A 19636-nucleotide genomic window follows, 5' to 3' on the forward strand; every position below is an offset into this window, starting at 1 on the left:
CAGTAGGGTGACGCCCGTGGCACCACGACCCTTGCATGAAATCGTCGAAGCGGGCTGGGCGAAGGCCCTGGAACCGGTGGCCGGGCGGATCGCGGCGATGGGTGACTTCCTGCGCGCGGAGATCGCCGCGGGACGCACCTACCTCCCCGCGGGCCCCAACGTCCTGCGGGCCTTCCAGCAACCCTTCGACGACGTACGCGTCCTGATCGTCGGTCAGGATCCGTACCCGACACCGGGGCACGCGGTGGGACTGTCGTTCTCGGTCGCGCCGGACGTGCGGCCGCTGCCCGGCAGCCTCGTCAACATCTACCGGGAGCTCGGCGCCGACCTCGGCCTGCCCCAGCCGTCCAACGGCGATCTGACGCCGTGGACCGAGCAGGGCGTGCTCCTGCTCAACAGGGCGCTCACCACGGCCCCGCGCAAACCCGGCGCGCACCGCGGCAAGGGCTGGGAAGAGGTGACCGAGCAGGCGATCCGGGCCCTGGCGGCGCGCGGCAAGCCCCTGGTGTCCATCCTGTGGGGCCGCGACGCCCGCAACTGCCGTCCGCTGCTCGGCGACCTGCCCGCGGTGGAGTCGGCCCACCCCTCCCCCATGTCCGCGGACCGGGGCTTCTTCGGTTCCCGCCCGTTCAGCCGCGCCAACGACCTCCTGATCCGTCAGGGCGGCCAACCGGTGGACTGGCGCCTGCCGTGACCGGACCGGCGGCCGGAGACGGGCCCGGGTTCGTCGCCGTCGACTCGGGCGGCTCCGGGCTGCGCGTCGCCGTCGGAACCGCCGGACGCGGCCCGCTGGCCCGCGGCGCCTCCACCGAGCCCGTGCGCACCGGTGCGCGGGGCATCGACCCCGGGCACCTGATGGAGCAACTGGTGCCCCTGGTCCGGGCGTTGGCGGCGGAGGCCGGGGCGTGGCGACCGGAGACGGCGGTCGTCGGGGCGGCCGGGCTGGCCGGCCTGGGCGACGCCCTGCGCGCCGAGCTGCCCGGCGCCCTGGCCCGGGAGCTGGGTGTGCGGCGCGTGGTCCTCGCCGCCGACGCCGTCACCGCGTACGTCGGCGCGCTCGGACCGCGGCCCGGTGCGGTGATCGCCGCCGGCACCGGACTGATCGCGGTCGGCACCGACCTGGCCGGGTGGCGGCGCGCGGACGGCTGGGGGCATCTGCTCGGCGACTGCGGCAGCGGTGCCTGGATCGGGCGGGCCGGGCTGGAGGCGGCACTGCGCGCGCACGACGGACGGGAGGGCGGCTCGGCGCGGCTGCTGGCGTGCGCCGAGGAGGTGTTCGGTCCCGTGGCGGGGCTGCCCGGGCGGCTGTATCCGCGGCCGGACCGGCCCGCGGTGCTCGCCTCGTTCGCGCCCCGCGTGGCGGCCTGCGCGGACGGGGACCCGGTCGCCGCGGGCATCCTGCGCGCGGCCGCCCGCCACATGGCCGACTCCGCGGCGGCCGTGTGCCCGGCGGCGGGAGAGCCGCGGATCGCGCTCACCGGCGGCCTGGCCAGGCTCGGCGGCCCCCTGCTCGGACCCCTGGACGAGCAGCTGGCCCGGCGGCTGCCGCACGCGCGGCGGGTGACCGCCGAGGGCGACCCCCTGCACGGAGCGGTACGCGTCGCGACCGACCTGGCGGCGGGCACGTTCACCCTTCCGGGTGACGAGAGGCTGCTCACCGTCACCACCGTGGCGGGTGAGTGACCCCGGCACCCCGGACGCCCGGCGTACCGAGGCCGCCGCACGTCTCGACCCCGTTCACCATCGCGAAGCGATCCCGGGCGGACGGGGAGGGCACCGGCCGTTCCCCGTACGTAGGCGACTCATCAGACAAAACCGGACGGATACCGCTCACCTGCACCCTCCCCGAACAGGGGAGCCCAGGAAACCACTAACATGCGGCACCATGAGTTCCCCTACTGGGCCCGCGTCCGGCCTGCCCGTACGAATGCCGCGCCCCCGCCAGCCCGGACGCCACCGCCGTCCCGAACCCCTGGTGGCTCCCGAGGGTGCGCCCGCGCTCGTCCTCGCCGTGCCGGGTACGCCCAGTAGCGCCACACGCGGCCTCGCCGAGGAGGTCGTGAGCATCGCACGTTCCGAGCTGCCCGGCCTCGACGCCCGCATCGGATACCTCGACGGGGACGACACCGCGTACCTCTCGCTGCGGTCCGTCCTCGCGCACGCCGCCGAGGAGCGCACCGCCCGCTTCGAGCAGGCGCGCGCCGCAGGCATGGACGTGAAGGAGCCCGAGGGCCCCGTCGCCGTCGTCGTGCCGCTGCTCGCCGGCCCGGACAGCGCGCTGCTGCGCCAGGTCCGCCAGGCCGTGATGGACAGCCGGGTCGCCGCCGAGCTGACCGACGTGCTCGGCCCGCACCCGCTGCTCGCCGAGGCGCTGCACGTGCGGCTGTCGGAGGCCGGTCTGGCCCGCGCGGACCGGGCCCGCCTGTTCACGGTCGCGACGGCCGCGGACGGCATCATCCTGGCCTCCGTGGGCGGCGACGAGGCCGTGCAGGCCGCCGGGATCACCGGCATGCTGCTCGCCGCCCGCCTGGCCGTGCCGGTGATGGCGGCGGCCCTGGACCAGGAGGGCTCGATCGCGTCCGTCGCCGAGCAGCTGCGGTCCGCGGGCTCGCAGCAGCTGGCACTCGCGCCGTACCTGATCGGTCCCGAGATCGACGCCGCCCTGGTGGAGGAGGCGGCCAAGGAGGCGGGCTGCCCCGCCTCGGAGGCGCTCGGCCCCTACCCGGCGATCGGCAAGCTGGCCCTGGCCAGGTACACGACCGCGCTGGGCATCGCGCCGCAGCAGCCGCAGGGCGCGCCGGTACGCTGAGGCGCGGCGACGCGCGGACGCACGGACGACCGACGGGCCCGCTCCCTCCCGGGGAGCGGGCCCGTCGTCCTGTCACGGTCCCGCCGGGCCCCGGCCGCCGCCACCGCGACGCCTCGGACAAACGCCCGCCCGGCGGACGTCACACACCGCGCGGTCGAGCAGCCCGGGTCGGCCACCGCGCACCGGGCCGCGGCCACCCCGAGCGAACCGGCCCACCCCGAGCGAACCGGCCCACCGCGCCACACCGGACGCACGGCCACCCGGCGAGCGCCACCGCCGCACTCAGCCGACCACCCACACACGACCCGGCAGGCCACCCCGAGCAAGCCGACCCGCCGCGCCACACCGGACGCACGGCCACCCGGCGAGCGCCACCGCCGCACTCAGCCGACCACCACGCACGACGCCGCGGCCACCCGGAGCGAGCCGGATCGCCGGGGCACACCCGTGTGCGGGTCGACGGCGAACCAGGTGACGTCCCCCGAGCGCTCGTTGGCCACGTAGAGGAAGCCGCCGGACTCGGTGAGCGCGCGCGGCCAGTGGCCGCCGCACGGCACGGTCGCCGTCAGGCGCAGGCCGTCGCCCTCGACGGCGAGCACCGACAGCACGTCCTCGCCGCGCGTGGCGGTCCACACGAACCGGCCGTCGGGCGAGGCGACGACGCCGGACGGGTAGGCGTCACCGGCCGGGGCGCCGGGCAGGACCGGTGTCTCGGTGAGTGGGGCCAGCGTGCCGTCGGCGGGGTCCCAGCGGCAGACGGTGACGGTGGGGGTCAGCTCGTTGACCACGTACGCGAGCGAGCCGCCGGGGTGGAAGGCGAGGTGGCGCGGGCCCGAGCCGGGGCGCAGCGCGGTCTCCCGGTGCGGGCGCAGGCCGTCCCCGGCCAGGGTGCAGACCCGCACCGAGTCGGTGCCGAGGTCGACACTGACGGCCCAGCGGCCGGTCGGGTCCGGCTGCACCTGGTGGGCGTGCGGGCCCCGCTGGCGCTGGGTGTGCGGCCCGGAGCCGGTGTGCCGGAGCACCCCGGACGGGGAGGGGGCGAGGGTGCCGTCGGCCCGGACGGGGACGGCGGTGACGCTGCCGGACCCGTAGTTGGCGGTCAGGACGTGGCCGGCGAACACGCTGAGGTGGGTCGGCCCGCTGCCGCCGACCGGCACCGGCGGCCCGGCCGGCTCGGGCCGTTCCCCGGTCACCCGGTAGGCGGCCACCGCGCCCTGCGGGGTCTCGCTGACCGCGTAGAGGGTGTCGCCGGCGGGTGACAGGGCCAGGTAGGACGGGTCGGGCAGGCCGTTCACGGCGCCCAGGGCGGTCAGCGCGCCGGTGTCCGGGTCGACCGCCGCGGCCACGATCCCGGGGCCGCCGGCCGCCGTGAACGAGCCGATGTACGCCCGTCGCCCCTCGCCCTGTGCCATCGCTGTCCCCTCTCCGCCGGTGCCGGTCGGGGCGACGGTAGCAGAAAGGTCTAGACCAGGAGGGGGTAGCGAGGAGAACGGCGTGTGTCCGGGGCGCGGGTCAGGCGCCGACCAGCGGGGAGCCGGACGGCGTGCGCAGCGGCTGGGCGAGTTCCGCCAGGGCGCGCTCCAGGCCGTGCAGGTGGGCGAGGACCGGTTCGGTCACCGGGTGCTCGGCCGGTGCGGGGGCGAGCTCGCCCGTCCCGGCACCGGTCAGCGCCTCGACCGCGTCCTGCACGCGCCGGCAGGCGGCGGCCAGGCGCGCGTCGTGGGAGGCCTCCGGGTCGGCGGCGACGGCGACCAGGCCGCGGATCTCGCGGGCGCAGTCGTCGAGGAGGCCGAGCACCCGGCGGGCCCGGCGCTTGCGGCCGAGCATCGGGTTGAGCGGGTGGACCAGCGGGGCGACGGAGAGCCGCACCCGGCCGAGCAGCTGCTCCAGTTCGGCCACCCGCGGGGCCGGGTCGGCGTCCGGGACGCCCGCCAGCCGCGCGGCGGTCTCGGCGGTGCACGCGTGGACGCAGCGCAGGGCGCGCTGGATCCACGCGTCGGTGACGCTGTGCGTGGTCACCGGCAGGACGAGGATCACGGCCAGCGCGGCGCCGAGCGCGCCGACGCCGGTCTCGGCGAGCCGCAGGGCGAGCAGGGCGGGGCTGAGGACGCCGAGCAGGCCGTAGAGCAGTCCGGCCAGCAGCGTCACCCAGAGCATCATCCAGGTGTAGGAGACGGCGGCCGTGTAGAAGATGCCGAAGACGCAGAGGGCGACGAGCGCGGCCGTGGGGGCCGGGGCGCCGTGCACGGGGACGGCGACGAGCAGGCCGAGTCCGATGCCGAGGACGGTGCCGAGCACCCGCCGGAAGCCGCGCACCAGGGTCTCGCCGCGCGAGGTGGTATTGACGAAGATCCACCAGGTGGCGCCGACGGCCCAGTACCAGCGCTGCCCGGACAGCAGCTGGCCCACGACCAGGGCGAAGCCCGCGCCGGCGGTCGCCTGGATCGCCTGGCGGGTGGTCACGCGGGCCAGTCCGGTGCCGCCGGGCGGGGCCGGCACGGGGGCCGGGGGAAGGCGGCGCTCGTAGCACCACAGGCCGAACCGCACCACGGCCGCGGCGAGCACGGAGAGCAGGACGGAGGCGAACAGCTCGGGCAGCTGGCCGGTGGTGGCGTGCAGGAACTGGGCCACGAAGAACGTCATGAACGCGAACACGCCGAGGCTGTGCCCGCGCGGCCCCCAGCGACGCGCGTACACGCCCGCGCCGACCACGGCGAGGAAGGTGAGGTCGCGGGCGACGGGCTGGTCGTGCAGCCCGGCCGCCGCGGCCAGCACCGGCAGGCCGACCGCCGGCAGCAGCGCGGTGGTGACCGCCTGGCCGCGCACGGTCGCGTCGGTCACGGTGAACAGGGCGAGCAGCGCCGCGAGGCCGCCGGTGACGGCGCCCGCGAGGGAGTGGCCGGCGAGACCGCACACGACGACCGCGAGCCCGATGCCGAGCACGGCCCGCGCGGCGAAGCGCAGCCGGACCCGCCCCGGGTCCGGAGCCACGAACACCCTCTTCAGCACTGCTTACCGCCTCCTTCGTACGCCTGCACGCAAAAGGCGCCGCGGAGTCCGCAGCGCCATCGACACACCCATATCAGCACCCTTTCCGCCACTGGCTCAACAGGCGTTCCCGGTACTGGTCCATTGGCCCAGCAAACCTCGCTCCGTCCCCTCCTCCGGTAAGCCAACGGCCGACGATCGCTGGTCCACCGGTCCGGCACCCCACCGGGCCATTGGTACAGTCGCGGACGATCACCACCGCACGAGGAGGCCGGGCACGATGGCCGTGGACGAGCTCGACACCCGCATCCTGCGGCTGCTCCTGGAACAGCCGCGCACCAGCGTCCGCGAGTACGCCCGGATCCTCGGGATCGCCCGCGGCACCCTCCAGGCCCGCCTGGACCGGCTGGAACGCGACGGCGTGATCACCGGCACGGGCCCCACCCTCTCCCCCGCCGCGCTCGGCCACCCGGTCCAGGCGTTCGTGCACATCGAGGTCACCCAGGGGCACCTGAACGAGGTGGGCGACGGCCTCGCCGAGGTGCCGGAGATCGTCGAGGCGTTCTCCATCGCCGGCGGCGGCGATCTGCTCACCCGGGTCGTGGCGCGCGACAACGCCCACCTGGAGGACGTGATCCAGAAGCTGATCAGCCTGCCCGGAGTGGTCCGCACCCGGACCGAGGTGGCGCTGCGCGAGCGCGTCCCGTACCGGCTGCTGCCGCTGGTGGAGTCGATCGGGCGGTCGGCGGGGAAGTGAGGCCCCGGGGGGCCGGGCGCCCCTCCTTGGCATCCTGGACGCCATGAGCACACTCGGCGGCCTCTCGGTCATCTTCGATCTCGACGGAACGCTCGTGGACAGCGAGCCGAACTACTACGAAGCGGGCCGCCGGACGCTCGCCGAGCACGGCGTCACGGACTTCACCTGGGCGGACCACGAGCGGTACGTCGGCATCAGCACCCAGGAGACGGTCGCGGACTGGAAGCGGCGGTACGGCCTGCGGGCGTCCGTGGCGGAGCTGCTCGCCGTGAAGAACGACCACTACCTGGAGCTCGCCCGCGCCGCCACGCGCGCGTACCCGGAGATGTCCGCGTTCGTCGGGCTGCTGGCGGCCGAGGGCGTGCCCATGGCCGTGGCCTCGGGGTCCTCGCCCGCGGCCATCGCGGCGGTGCTGGCCGGCACGGGCCTGGACGCGCACCTGCACACCGTGGTGTCCGCCGACGAGGTCCCGCACGGCAAGCCCGCGCCCGACGTGTTCCTGGAGGCGGCCCGGCGGCTCGGCGCGGCCCCGCACGACTGCGTGGTGCTGGAGGACGCCGCCCCCGGCGCCGCGGCGGCCCACGCGGCCGGGATGCGCTGCATCGCCCTGCCGTACGTGGCCGCGCAGGCCGACGCCCCGGAGTTCGCCACCGCCGACCTGCTGCTGCGGGGCGGTCAGCGGGAGTTCACCGCGCGGGCGGCGTACGCGTGGCTGGCGGAGGCGGGCCGCGCGTCCGCGTGAGACCTCGGGGCACCACCGGAGACGCCTCCGCATGAGGCCTCGGGCACCACCGGAGACGCCTCCGCGTGAGAGCTCGGGCACTACCGGAGACGCCTCCCCGTGACGTCCCGGGGTGCCGCCGGAAACGCGGGCCGGGCGGGGCCCTCGCCCCGTCGGACCCCGGGGCCCCGTCGGACCCCGGGATCCCGCCGGCCCCTCAGGACGGCTCCCCGCCGCCCAGCAGCCGCAGGTACAGCGCGGTGACGTCCCGCACGGCGGTCCCGTACGCCTGCGGGCGCTCGGCGGCGTGGCGGGCGAACTCCACGCACATGCCGCCGACCGCACGCGCCAGGGCCAGCGGCGCGACGACCGGGCGGGCCCGGCCCTCGGCGACCAGCCGGCGGATGTAGCGGGCGTGGCGGCGCACGGGCCGTTCGCGGATCTCCCGCCACAGCTCCGCGACGTCCGGGTCGGTGCGGGCCTGCTGCTCCAGGAGGCCGAGCAGCGGCAGGTGCCGGGCGTAGGCGGCGATGAACGCGCCGACCGACGCCTCGGCGACCGCGCCGAGGTCGTCGGTGTCGACGCCCGGCACCTCCTGCGCGGCGAGGAACGCGTCGCGCACCCGGACCGCGAGGACGCGGAAGACCTCCTCCTTGGAGGCGAAGTACACGTAGAAGCCCGCCCGGGACACCCCGGCCTCGGCGGTGATGTCGGCGACCGTGGCCGGGCCGTAGCCGAGCCGGGCGAAGACGGTCTCGGCCGCGTCCAGGAGGCGGGCGCGGGCCGGGGCGTCGGTGCGGTCCCGGGCGGTGCGCACCGCCCAGGCCTTGTGCTCGTGTGCCACGCGGTCCAGCGTATTGACGTTGACGTCAATGTCAATGAGCATGTCGGACGGCCCGCCGAAGGGGCCGTGCTCCGATGACCTCCTGGAGGCTCGTGATGGGTTCCGCCGCCGTGCTCGTCGCCAACCGCGGGGAGATCGCCGTCCGGGTGCTGCGGGCCGCGGCGGAGGCCGGCCTGCGCACGGTCGCCGTGTACGCCGACGGCGACGACGCCCACGTGCGGCAGGCCGACGAGGCCGTGCCGGTGAGCGGCTACCTCGACGCGGAGGCGGTGCTGGCCGCCGCGCGGCGCACGGGCTGCGGCTTCCTGCACCCGGGGTACGGCTTCCTGAGCGAGGACGCGGATTTCGCGCGGCGGTGCGCCGACGCGGGGATCACCTTCGTCGGGCCGCCGGCGGCGGTGCTGGAGGTCCTCGGGGACAAGGCGCGCGCCCGCGCCCTGGCCGTCGAGGCGGGCGTGCCGGTCCTCGACGGGACCCCGGGGGCGACGGGCCCGGACAAGGCGCGGGAGTTCCTCGCGGGCGGGCCGTTGATGATCAAGGCGGTCGGCGGGGGCGGCGGGCGCGGGCTGCGGGTCGTCCGGCGGGCCGAGGAGCTGGAGGAGGCCTGGGAGCGGTGCCGTTCGGAGGCCGAGGCGGGCTTCGGACGGGGCGAGCTGTACGTGGAGCGGCTGCTGGAGGGCGCCCGGCACGTCGAGGTGCAGGTCGTCGGGGACGCCACCGGGGCCGTCACCCACCTGTGGGACCGGGACTGCAGCGCGCAGCGCCGCCACCAGAAGCTGATCGAGATCGCCCCGGCGCCCGGTCTCGCGGACGCGCTGCGGAAGGAGATCGTCGACAGCGCGCTGCGCCTGGCCCGCGCCGCCCGCTGCACGAACCTGGTCACCGTCGAGTTCCTGGTCCGGGGCGACGCGTTCCACTTCATCGAGGCCAACCCGCGGCTCCAGGTGGAGCACACCGTCACCGAGGAGGTGACCGGGGTCGACCTGGTCGCCGCGCAGCTGCGGCTGGCCGCCGGGGAGACGCTGGAGGAGCTGGGGCTCTCGGGTCCGCCGGCTCCGCCGCGCGGGTGGGCCGTGCAGGCGCGGGTCTACGCCGAGGTGCCGGGCGCCGACGGGAGCGTCCGCCCGTCGGCGGGCCGGATCACCCGCTTCGACGTGCCCACCGGCCCCGGCATCCGCGTGGAGACGGCCCTGCGGGCCGGTGACGAGGTCGGGGTCCGCTACGACCCGCTGCTCGCGAAGGTCGTCGCGCACCTGCCGCACGGCGGGGTCGAGGGGGCCTGCGCGCGGGCCCACCGGGCGCTCGGCGACTTCGCCGTGGAGGGGGTGCGGACCGGGATCCCGCTGCTGCGCGAGGTGCTCGCCGCGCCGCGCTTCTGGGCGCACACGGGCGTGGTGGCGGAGCACGTGCGGGCGCTGCCGCCGCCGGCCGCCGAAGCCGGCGAGCCGGGCACGGTGGCCGCGCCCCTGAGCGGGACCGTCGTCTCCGTCGACGTCTCCCCGGGCGAGGCGGTCGGCGCGGGGCGGCCGTTGGCGGTGATCGAGGCCATGAAGATGGAGCACGTGGTGCGGGCGCCCGGCTCCGGTGTGGTCGGCGCGGTGCACGCGCGCGTGGGCGCGACGGTCGGTGAGGGGCAGCCGCTCGTGACGCTGACGGAGGTGTCCGGCGGGCCCGCCGAGGACGGGCCGGGCGAGGCGGCCGACCCGGACCTGGTGCGCGCGGACCTCGCCGAGGTGCGGCACCGGCACGCCTTCGGGCTGGACGAGAACCGGCCCGAGGCGGTGGCGCAGCGCCACGCACTCGGCCGGCGCACCGCCCGCGAGAACATCGCGGACCTGTGCGATCCGGGCTCCTTCACCGAGTTCGGCGCCCTGGCCGTCGCCGCCCAGCGCCGGCGCCGCTCCCTGGACGACCTGATCCGGTCCACCCCGGCCGACGGCATGGTCACCGGCACCGGGCGGGTGGCCGGAGAGCCGTGCGTGGTGATGTCGTACGACTACACCGTCCTGGCGGGGACGCAGGGACTGAACAACCACCGCAAGACCGACCGGATGCTGGAGCTCGCCGAGCGGCGGCGGCTGCCGGTGGTGCTGTTCGCGGAGGGCGGCGGCGGGCGGCCCGGCGACACGGACAGCACGTCCGTGGCGGGTCTGCACGTGACCACGTTCGCGCGGATGGGGCGGCTGAGCGGGCTGGTCCCGCTGGTCGGGATCGCCTCCGGCCGGTGCTTCGCGGGGAACGCGGCGCTGCTCGGCTGCTGCGACGTGGTGATCGCCACGCCCGGGGCCACCATCGGCATGGGCGGGCCCGCGATGATCGAGGGCGGCGGGCTCGGCGTGTACCGGCCGGAGGAGGTCGGGCCGCTGTCGGTGCAGGTGCCGAACGGGGTGGTGGACCTCGCGGTCGCCGACGAGGCGGAGGCCGTGCGGGCGGCGCGGCGGTACCTGTCGTACTTCACCGGTGCGCGGGCGGACTGGCGGGCGCCGGACCGGCGGCTGCTGCGGCACGTCGTCCCGGAGAACCGGCGGCGGGCCTACGACGTCCGCGCGGCGGTCACCGGGCTCGCGGACACCGACTCGGTGCTGGAGCTCCGGCCGGCCTTCGGCGCGGGCGTGCTGACCTGCCTGATCCGCGTCGAGGGGCGTCCGATGGGGCTGATCGCCAGCAACCCGGCCCACCTGGGCGGCGCGATCGACCGCGACGCGGCCGACAAGACGGCCCGCTTCCTCCAGCTCTGCGACGCCTTCGGGCTGCCGGTCGTCTCCCTGTGCGACACCCCGGGCTTCCTGGTGGGCCCGGACGCCGAACGGACCGCCACCGTACGGCACTTCGCCCGGCTGTTCGTGACGGGGGCCAACCTGCGGGTGCCACTGGTGAGCCTGGTGCTGCGCAAGGCGTACGGGCTCGGCGCCATGGCCATGATGGGCGGGTCCACCCGGGCGTCGCTGGCCACCGCCACCTGGCCGAGCGGGGAGTTCGGCGGCATGGGCCTGGAGGGCGCGGTCCGCCTCGGCTACCGCCGGGAGCTGGCGGCGATCGAGGACCCCGGCGAGCGCGCCCGCGCCTTCGAGGCCCGGGTCGCGGAGCTGTACGAGCACGGCAAGGCGGTCAACGCGGCGGCCGCGCTGGAGATCGACGCGGTGATCGACCCGGCCGAGTCGCGGGCGTGGATCCTGGCGGCGCTGGAGGGGGCGCCGCATATGCGCGCCGAGCGGCGGTCGTTCGTGGACACCTGGTAGGCCCGGCGGCGGGCGGCACCGCCGGGCGCTCCGGCTCCGTCCGGCGCCGCGCACCCCGGCCGGCCCCTCCGCGCGCCCTACTCCCGCCGCCTCCCCGAACGGCCGGAACCCGCCCCTCCCGACCCGTTGACGCTCCCCCGCCCCCTCCCTATCGTCTGCTCGATCTTTCGTACAGCGTTCGCTATATCGAACACGAGGAGCATCCATGGCACCGCCCCTCCCCCGCCGCGCCGTACTCCGGGCCGCCGCGCTGGCCGCCGCCGCGCCCTCCCTCTCCCCGGCGGCGGGCGGGCGCGCCCACGCCGCCGCGCCCGCCGGTCCCGCCGTCCCCTCCGCCTGGACCGTGCGGCCGTTCGCACCGGAGGACGTGACGCTCGGGCGGGGCGTCTTCGCCGACAAGCGGGAGCTGATGCTCGACCACGCCCGCGGCTACGACGTGAACCGGCTGCTCCAGGTCTTCCGCGCCAACGCCGGCCTGGCCACGGGCGGCGCGGTGGCGCCCGGCGGCTGGGAGGGGCTGGACGGCGAGGCCAACGGCAACCTGCGCGGGCACTACACCGGCCACTTCCTGACCATGCTCGCGCAGGCCTACCGCGGCACCGGGGAGCAGGTGTTCGCGGACCGGATCCGCACCATGGTCGGGGCGCTGACCGAGGTCCGGGCCGCGCTGCGCGCCGATCCGGCCGTGCTGGGCACCGACGGACGGTTCGGCACCGCCGTGGAGAACGTGCGCGGGTCGTACCGGTACGTCGACCTTCCGGCCGGGGTGCTCGGCGGTGCCTCCGCGCTCACCCTCTCCGCCTGGGTGCGGCCCGCCCACGACGCCGCCTGGGCGCGGGTCCTCGACTGCGGCAACGACACCACCCGCTACCTGTACCTGGCCGCCCGCACCGCGGCCGGTGTCCCCCGCTTCGCCGTCACCACCTCGGGACCGGGCGGCGAGCAGGGCCTCGACGGCACCGCGCCGCTGCCGCTACACGCGTGGAGCCACCTGGCCGTGACGCTCGCCGACGGCACCGGCACCCTCTACGTCGACGGCACGCCGGTGGCCCGCAACGACGCCATGACCCTGACCCCGGCGGCCCTGGGCACGCTCGCCGACCACTGGCTGGGACGCTCCCACTTCGCCTCCGACCCGGTCTTCGCGGGCGCCGTCGAGGAGGTCGATGTCTACGGGCGCGCCCTGACCGCCGGCGAGATCCGGGCGCTGTCGGGCGCCCGCGCCGCCGACACCCCGGCGGGACGCGGCGACCTCGCGTCGTACGCGTTCGACGAGACGAGCGGGGGGACGTTCGCGGACGCCTCCGGACGCGGCCTGACCGCCACCCTGCGCCGCACCTGGGGCGGGCCGAGCCACCCCGGGTTCCTCGCGGCGTACCCCGAGACGCAGTTCATCGAGCTGGAGTCGATGACCGGCCCCGACTACCTCCGGGTGTGGGCGCCGTACTACACCGCGCACAAGATCCTGCGGGGCCTGCTGGACGCCCACCTCGCCCTCGGCGACGACCGGGCGCTGGACCTGGCGTCGGGGATGTGCGACTGGATGCACGCCCGGCTGTCGAAGCTGTCCGCCGCCACCCGGCAGCGCATGTGGGGCATCTTCTCCAGCGGCGAGTTCGGCGGCATCGCCGAGGCGGTCTGCGACCTGCACGCGGTCACCGGCAGGCCCGAACACCTCGCGCTGGCCCGGCTGTTCGACCTCGACCGGCTGATCGACGCGTGCGCCGCGGACACCGACGTGCTGGACGGCCTGCACGCCAACCAGCACATCCCGGTCCTCACCGGCTGCCTGCGGCTGTACGACGCGACGGGCGAGGAGCGCTACCTGGCGGCCGCCCGGAACTTCTGGCACATGGTCGTGCCCCACCGCATGTACGGGATCGGCGGCACCAGCACCGGCGAGTTCTGGAAGGCCCGCGACGTCATCGCGGGCACCATCGGGGCCACGACCGCCGAGACCTGCTGCGCGTACAACCTGCTCAAGCTCAGCCGGGCCCTGTTCTTCCACGACCAGGACCCGGCGTACATGGACTACTACGAACGGGCCCTGTACAACCAGGTGCTCGGCTCCAAGCAGGACCGGCCGGACGCCGAGAAGCCGCTCGTCACGTATTTCATCGGGCTGACGCCCGGTCACGTGCGGGACTACACGCCCAAGCAGGGCACCACCTGCTGCGAGGGCACCGGCATGGAGAGCGCCACCAAGTACCAGGACTCGGTGTACTTCGCGCGGGCCGACGGCAGCGCCCTGTACGTCAACCTCTACAGCCCGTCCACGCTGACCTGGGCGGAGAAGGGCGTCACCGTCACGCAGACCACCGGCTACCCGCGCGAGCAGGGCAGCACGCTCGTGATCGGCGGCGGCAGCGCCTCCTTCACCCTGTGGCTGCGGGTGCCGGCGTGGGCGACGGCGGGGTTCCGGGTGACGGTCAACGGGCGCGCCGCACCCGGCACTCCCGAGCCGGGGACCTGCTTCGCGGTGTCCCGGACCTGGCGGGCCGGGGACACCGTGCGGGTGTCGATGCCGTTCCGGGCGCGGGTGGAGAAGACACCGGACGACCCGTCCCTGCAGACCCTGTTCTACGGGCCGGTGAACCTGGTCGCCCGGGACCCGTCCACCGCGTACCTGGAGGTCGGGCTGTACCGCAACGCCGGTCTCTCCGGGGATCTGCTGCCTTCCCTCACCCCCGTGCCCGGTGATCCGCTGCGCTTCACGCTGGACGGGACCGTGTGGGCGCCGTTCGCCGAGGGCACCGAGGACCCGACGCACGTCTACTTCCGGCGCGCGGAGCCCCGGGTCATCCTCGGCGGCCGGGACACGGGCGTCGCCAACCCGGCCCGGGCGGACGGCACCACGCTGCTGGACGAGATCTGGGCCGCGGCACCGTTCGGCGGCAAGGGGGCGCTGGTGGCGCGGGTGCGGTCGGTGACCGACGCCTGGGTGGCGGCCGGGCTGCTGAGCCGGGCCGACGGGGACACGGTGGTGAGCACGGCCCGGGCGGCCTCGTACGCGCGCTGAGCCGGGGCCGCGGACGGCATTCGCAGAAACTCGCGGTTCCGGTGATTGTTTCGCCTCCCGCATCCGTACCTCCTGGCGTTGGGCCGTTCATATCCAGGAGGCACGATGCGCATCTCGCGCCGTACGGTCGGAACCGCGTTCGTGGGCGGAGCCATGATCATCACCCTCACGGCGCTCGCCTATCCCACGATGCTGGGCGTGCAGAACACAGCGACAGGCCAGGACCGCATCATCGCCAACACCAAGTACGGTCCGCTGACCGAGGCGGACCGCGACTTCGTCGTCCGGGTGCGCGCGGCCGGGCTGTGGGAGTACCCGCTGGGGATGCTGGTGCTCCAGCGGGGCACCACGCCGGCGATGAAGGAGGCGGGCGAGCACCTGCTCGTCGGGCACGGCCGGCTCGACGCGACCTGCCGCAGGGTCTCCCAGGAGCTGGGCATCACCCTGCCGAACGAACCGTCGCCGCAGCAGCAGCAGTTCGTGGCGACGGCGGAGGGCACCAGCGGCCAGGAGTTCAACTCCACGGCGGTGACCATCATGCGCGTCGCGCACGGCTCGATCTTCCCGACGGTCGCCAAGATCCGGGCGAACACCCGCAACAGCCTGGTGCGGGAACTGGCCGACCAGACCAACGACACCGTGCTCGACCACATCACGGTCCTGGAGAAGACCGGCCTGGTCAACCACGAGCAGGTCACCTTCCAGCAGACCAACCCGCCCAAGCTGCCCCAGGACCAGACGACCCCGCCGCCTCCGCAGCCGGGCGCGCCGGTCCGGGTGCTGGAAGTCCCCGAGGACCTGAAGGACCTGGAGACGGTCGCCCCGAACCCCTCCTACGCGCCGTCCCCGCAGCCGCAGGTCGGCTGAGCCGGGCGGGGGGCCGGAACGCGCGGACTCCGGCCCCCCGCGAGGGCTACGAGGAGCGGCGGGGCCCGCCGCGCCGGCCGCGCCGGGGCGCCGCCGGCCGCCCCGCGCCCTGGCCGCCCCGCCCGCGACGCGCGCCGTCCGTCCCGGCGTGCTTCTTCTCCTTCGGCTGCGGCGGTGCGGCCTTGCGGCCCCGGGTGCTGTTGACGGTGCGGCCGCGGACGATGCCGATGAAGTCCTCCACCTGGTCCGTCGTCGCGTCCTGCGGCCACGCCAGCGCCACGCTCGACCCGGGCGCGTCCGTGAGGGGCCGGTACGTGAGGTCCTTGCGGTGGTGCAGGCGGGCCAGGGACAGCGGGACGGCGAGCACGCCGATGCCGGCCGCGACGAGCTCCACGGCGTCGGCGGTGGTGGCGGGGCGTTCGAGGGCGGGCCGGCCCGGCAGTTCCTCCCAGGCGAGGACGTCGTCGAGGGGGTGCAGCACGATGTCGTCGGCCAGGTCCCCGGGCGACACCTCGTCGACCGCCGTGACGAGGTGGTCCTTGGGCACCACGACGACCGTCTGCTCGGTGTAGAGGGGGATCGCGCTGAGGACCGTCCTGTCGACGGGCAGCCGTACGAGGCCCGCGTCGGCGCCGCCGCCCAGCAGGAGGTCGCCGGCCTCGGCGGCGGGCACCTGCGCCAGGGTCAGCGGGACGTCGGGCAGCCGCTCGTTCCAGATGCGCACCCACTTGTCGGGCGTCACCCCGGGGACGTACGCGAGGCGGAACGGGAGGGGTACTTCCGAGCCTGTCACCTGGCCAGGTTACCGGCCGTGGTCGGCGCTCGCGCACATGCTCGATACCCTGGAGGCATGACGTCGCACCAGAGCACCCAGACCATGAAGCCCGCGACCGCGGCGAAGAAGCTGGGTGTGTACCTCGAGGCCACCCCCGCGGAGTTCCGGGAGGGTGTCGTCTCGCGCGCGGAACTGAACGCGCTCCAGGCGGACCCGCCCCCGTGGCTGCGCGACCTGCGGAACAACGGCCCGCACCCCCGCCCGGTGGTCGCGGCGAAGCTCGGCGTCTCCATCGCGGGCCTCGCGCGCGGCGGCGTCACCGAGCCCCTCACCACGGAGCAGATCGAGGCCCTGAAGCGGGAACGGCCCGAGTGGCTGGAGCGGGAGCGCGCCACGCAGGCCGAGGTCCGCAAGGAGGCGGCCCGCATCAAGCAGCGGAACGCGGAGCGCGCCGCACGCGACGCCTGACCTGCGCGGACGGCGGCCCGCCCGCCGGCTCGCCGACGGCCTCCCGGTGCGGACAATGGGAGGAGAGGCCCGGGCCGCCCCACCCGAGACGCACAGGGAGGCGCCATGACCACCACCGCCGGCCACCGCACCCACGAGGACCACACCCACAGCCACGGCGAGGGCTGCGGCCACGTCGCCTTCCCGCACGCCGACCACGTCGACTACGCCCATGACGGGCACATCCACCGCTCCCACGAGGGACACGTCGACGAGTGCGCGAGCGGCGGTCACGCCGTCCACGAGGGCCACGCCCACCAGCACGGCGAGGGCTGCGGCCACGTCGCCGTGCCGCACGGCGACCACACCGACTTCGTGCACGACGGCCACCGGCACGCCGCCCACGACGGGCACTGGGACGACCACTGACGGTCCCGGCCCGGCGGCGCGGCGCCGTCGCCGTTCGTCACCCTTCGGGCACCCGCCGTAAACGCCACACCGCGCCACCCCTTCCGGCGGATAGAAATATCTACCAGCATGGCTGCGCCGGGTCGGCGCGCGTCGTCCCGCCGGGCCGTCGGCCCGTGCCCAGGCGCGCCCGTCGCGGCGCAACCGACTGCGCCTGGGGTGGACATGCCGAACGTGATGTGGAAGCAAGCCGTCGAGTGGCTCGCCGCGGCCGCTTCGGACCCCCAGGAGTGCAAGCGCGCGTGGGACCACGGCACGGGGACGGTCCTGCTGGAGGCCGGGCGCTTCTGGGACGTCCTCACGGTTCCCGAGCGCCTGGGCCTGCTCGCCCTGGACCTCCTGTGGCGCGACCCGCTGAAGGTGCCCGGCCCCACGCTGGTGGACTCCGCGGCGGGCCGGGTCGGCTTCTTCCTGCCGCCCGACCCGGCCACCGAGTGGGTGGGGTACGGGGTGCGGCGCGTCGGCCGGGGGGCCTGGGTCGCCGTGCCCCCGCCGTACCGGCCCGCCGGACGCCTGGAGTGGCTCGTCCCGCCCGACGGCGCCGGCACCCTGCACGCCCCCGGCAGGCTGGAGGAGGCCCTGCGGGAGGCGACCGGCACGCTGGCCGTGCTGGCGCCGGTCAGCGCGGAGCAGCGGGAGCAGCGGTGGTGAGGGGGCGGTGACCGGCGGGCTAGCGCGCTCGCCCGGGGCGGTGGCGGAGGCCCGCCGGCCGTCGCGGTGGCCGGGCACCGCGTGCCCCCGGGGCCGCCGCTCCGCCACCGGTGCCGCGTGGACCGGCGGGTGGTCCCCGGGTCCGCCGGTGCGTGCGCGTGCGGCGGCTGCCCGGGGCCGGCGCCGAGCAGCGACCGCGTCGTCCCGGCGCTGTCCACGCCGGGGCGACGCGGAGGCACGCACCGGTGGTACGCGCGGCCGTCCGCGTCCCCCGGGCCGAGCGAACCCGTCCCCCGTACGGAGCCGCGCCGCCAACTCCCGAGGGCCCGCGCGTCCACCCGCCCCACGGAAACGCGCGGCCACCCACACGCGGAAACGCACGGCCACACCTCAAGGGACCACACGGCCGTCCACCTCACGGAAACGCCCGGCCACCCGCCCCACGGAAACGCACAGCCACACCTCAAGGAACCACACGGCCGTCCACCTCACGGAAACGCCCGGCCACCCGCCCCACGAAAACGCACAGCCGCGCGCTCCGCGGCCGGGCGTCTCCCTGGGACGGGTGGCCGGGCGCAGCACCGCCTGCGACGCGGCTGTGGTGGTCCGGTGCCGCGTCGGCCACACTGACGTCATCCGGACGGAAGCCGGCGCCCGCCCCACCGGCGTCACCCGGGCGGGAGCCGCTGTCGGCCCACCGGCGTCACCCGGCGGGAGCCGGCGGCGTCGGCACCGGCGTCGGCCGGACCGGAGCCGGTTGTCCCCGTTCGACGACAGGGGAGGCACATGACACAGCGCACCGACCTGCGGCGGCGCCGGGCCGTGCTGGAGCACGAATGGTCCCGCTGGGTACCGCGGTTGAGCACCGCGGGCGGGCGGCCCGCCGGCGGCACGGCGCTGCGCCGCGAGGTGACCGAGTCGTGGGCGCGCTCGCTGGGCAGCGTGGACCCCGGCCGGGACAGCGCCCCGGTCACCGACGGGGGCGCGGTGCACCACCGTTGGTCGTGCTCGCCGCTGCGCGGCCCCGTCGCCGACCTCGCCGGCGAACTGCACAGCATCGCCGACGACGCCGGCTTCGTCACCGCGGTCACCGACGAGTCCGGCACGATCCTGTGGACGTGCGGCGGCCCGGCCATGCGCCGCCGGGCCGAGCGCGTCAACTTCGCCCCGGGCGGCCGCTGGGACGAACCGGCCATGGGCACCAACGCCCTCTCCCTCGCCCTGCGCACCGGCCGCCCCGCCTGCGTCTTCTCCGCCGAACACCTGGTGACGGCGCTGCACGGCTGGGTCTGCTACTGCGCCCCGATCCACGGCCCGGACGGCCGGGTGCTCGGCGTCCTGGACCTGTCCACCACCTGGGACCGTTCGCACCCCCTGGCCATGGCGACGGTGCGCAGCCTGGTGACCGCCGTCGAGACCCGCCTGGCCGCGCAGCCGCCCCGCCCGGGCCCGCCCCACCTGCGGCTGACCTGCCTCGGTGCCGAACAGGTCGTCCGGGACGGGCAGTCGGTCCCCCTGCGCCCCCGGCAGGTCGAGATCCTCACGCTCCTCGCCCTCGAACCGGACGGTTTCGCGCCGGACCGCCTGCGCGACGCCCTGTACGGCGACCGGCCGGTCACCGCCTCCACGTTCAAGGCGGAGATCTCCCACCTGCGCCGCGCGCTCGGCGGCGGTGTCGCACCCCGCCGTTACGCCCTGACCGTCCCGGTGTCCTGCGACGCCGCGGAGGTGCTGCGCGCGCTGGAGGACGGCGACGCGCGGACCGCGCTGCGCCTGTACCGCGGCCCGCTGCTGCCCCGGTCCCAGGCGCCGGGCATCGAGGAGTGGCGCACCCGTCTCGAAGTGGCCGTACGGGAGGCGGTGCTGGCGAGCGACCGCCCGGAGCACGCGCTGCGCTACGGCGAACGCGCGCCGTACGACGCGGAGGTGCACGCGCACGCGCTGCGGCTGCTCGGGCCGGGCGACACCCGCCGCGCGATCGCGGCCGGCCGGCTCACCACGGCCCTGCGCGACTGACCCGGCGCGGCGCGCGCGACCGGCGCCAACCTCCC

The 19636-nt window shown here is 76.1% G+C and carries 16 protein-coding genes; 12 read left to right on the plus strand and 4 right to left on the minus strand.

The window, feature by feature from the left end; genetic code table 11:
• Positions 1-16 precede the first annotated feature (16 nt).
• The 3 genes from ACIF8T_RS11535 (at position 17) to ACIF8T_RS11545 (ending at position 2809) form a co-directional block, all read left to right on the plus strand.
• Positions 17-694, plus strand: coding sequence for a uracil-DNA glycosylase (locus ACIF8T_RS11535; RefSeq protein ID WP_400033653.1), 678 nt, complete (start codon positions 17-19; stop codon positions 692-694).
• Positions 691-1683 (plus strand): N-acetylglucosamine kinase, encoded by a 993-nt coding sequence (locus tag ACIF8T_RS11540; RefSeq protein ID WP_400033655.1) that lies wholly within the window; start codon positions 691-693, stop codon positions 1681-1683. Before ACIF8T_RS11535 ends, ACIF8T_RS11540 begins: the two co-directional genes overlap by 4 nt.
• A gap of 202 nt (positions 1684-1885) precedes the next feature.
• Positions 1886-2809: a sirohydrochlorin chelatase gene (locus tag ACIF8T_RS11545; RefSeq protein WP_400033657.1), complete on the plus strand. Its 924-nt coding sequence runs from the start codon at positions 1886-1888 to the stop codon at positions 2807-2809.
• Between the two features lie 383 nt (positions 2810-3192).
• On the opposite strand, the gene ACIF8T_RS11550 is transcribed toward ACIF8T_RS11545, so the two are convergent.
• Both ACIF8T_RS11550 and ACIF8T_RS11555 read right to left on the minus strand, forming a co-directional pair.
• Positions 3193-4221 carry a lactonase family protein gene (locus tag ACIF8T_RS11550; protein ID WP_400033659.1) on the minus strand — a complete coding sequence of 343 codons (1029 nt, stop codon included), beginning with the start codon at positions 4219-4221 and terminating at the stop codon, positions 3193-3195.
• A gap of 100 nt (positions 4222-4321) precedes the next feature.
• Positions 4322-5818, minus strand: coding sequence for an FUSC family protein (locus ACIF8T_RS11555; RefSeq protein WP_400033661.1), 1497 nt, complete (start codon positions 5816-5818; stop codon positions 4322-4324).
• A 259-nt stretch (positions 5819-6077) separates the two neighbouring features.
• Between ACIF8T_RS11555 and ACIF8T_RS11560 the strand changes: the two genes are divergently transcribed.
• Both ACIF8T_RS11560 and ACIF8T_RS11565 read left to right on the plus strand, forming a co-directional pair.
• Positions 6078-6554, plus strand: a complete 477-nt coding sequence (locus ACIF8T_RS11560) for an Lrp/AsnC family transcriptional regulator (RefSeq protein WP_400033663.1) — start codon at positions 6078-6080, stop codon at positions 6552-6554.
• Between the two features lie 43 nt (positions 6555-6597).
• Entirely contained in the window at positions 6598-7296 is a 699-nt protein-coding gene (locus tag ACIF8T_RS11565; protein WP_400033665.1) for an HAD family hydrolase, read from the plus strand.
• Between the two features lie 196 nt (positions 7297-7492).
• Here ACIF8T_RS11565 and ACIF8T_RS11570 read toward each other — a convergent pair whose 3' ends face one another.
• A complete protein-coding gene (locus ACIF8T_RS11570) occupies positions 7493-8119 on the minus strand; it encodes a TetR/AcrR family transcriptional regulator (RefSeq protein ID WP_400033667.1) in 627 nt (208 codons plus the stop codon).
• 74 nt (positions 8120-8193) lie between these two features.
• On the opposite strand from ACIF8T_RS11570, the gene ACIF8T_RS11575 reads away from it, so the two are divergent.
• The 3 genes from ACIF8T_RS11575 (at position 8194) to ACIF8T_RS11585 (ending at position 15244) form a co-directional block, all read left to right on the plus strand.
• The gene (locus ACIF8T_RS11575; RefSeq protein ID WP_400033669.1) at positions 8194-11358 is read left to right on the plus strand and encodes a carboxyl transferase domain-containing protein; all 3165 of its coding nucleotides are present in this window, start codon (positions 8194-8196) and stop codon (positions 11356-11358) included.
• Between the two features lie 205 nt (positions 11359-11563).
• Positions 11564-14377, plus strand: coding sequence for a beta-L-arabinofuranosidase domain-containing protein (locus ACIF8T_RS11580; protein WP_400033671.1), 2814 nt, complete (start codon positions 11564-11566; stop codon positions 14375-14377).
• 105 nt (positions 14378-14482) lie between these two features.
• Positions 14483-15244, plus strand: a complete 762-nt coding sequence (locus tag ACIF8T_RS11585; RefSeq protein ID WP_400033673.1) for a DUF4142 domain-containing protein — start codon at positions 14483-14485, stop codon at positions 15242-15244.
• 46 nt (positions 15245-15290) lie between these two features.
• Here the strand turns inward: ACIF8T_RS11585 and ACIF8T_RS11590 are convergent, their stop codons facing one another.
• On the minus strand, positions 15291-16037 hold the full coding sequence (locus ACIF8T_RS11590) for a LysR family substrate-binding domain-containing protein (protein WP_400033675.1): 747 nt from the start codon (positions 16035-16037) through the stop codon (positions 15291-15293).
• A gap of 57 nt (positions 16038-16094) precedes the next feature.
• Here ACIF8T_RS11590 and ACIF8T_RS11595 point away from each other — a divergent pair, with 57 nt between their 5' ends.
• From ACIF8T_RS11595 to ACIF8T_RS11610, 4 genes are all read left to right on the plus strand, one after another.
• The gene (locus ACIF8T_RS11595) at positions 16095-16487 is read left to right on the plus strand and encodes a DUF5997 family protein (RefSeq protein WP_400033677.1); all 393 of its coding nucleotides are present in this window, start codon (positions 16095-16097) and stop codon (positions 16485-16487) included.
• A 105-nt stretch (positions 16488-16592) separates the two neighbouring features.
• On the plus strand, positions 16593-16895 hold the full coding sequence (locus ACIF8T_RS11600; RefSeq protein ID WP_400033679.1) for a hypothetical protein: 303 nt from the start codon (positions 16593-16595) through the stop codon (positions 16893-16895).
• A gap of 204 nt (positions 16896-17099) precedes the next feature.
• A complete protein-coding gene (locus tag ACIF8T_RS11605) occupies positions 17100-17585 on the plus strand; it encodes a hypothetical protein (RefSeq protein ID WP_400033681.1) in 486 nt (161 codons plus the stop codon).
• Positions 17586-18371: 786 nt separating this feature from the next.
• Positions 18372-19601 carry a GAF domain-containing protein gene (locus ACIF8T_RS11610; RefSeq protein ID WP_400033683.1) on the plus strand — a complete coding sequence of 410 codons (1230 nt, stop codon included), beginning with the start codon at positions 18372-18374 and terminating at the stop codon, positions 19599-19601.
• The last annotated feature ends 35 nt before the right edge of the window (positions 19602-19636 follow it).

The sequence above is a fragment of the Streptomyces sp. NPDC085946 genome (genome assembly GCF_044540485.1).
GTDB lineage: Bacteria > Actinomycetota > Actinomycetes > Streptomycetales > Streptomycetaceae > Streptomyces.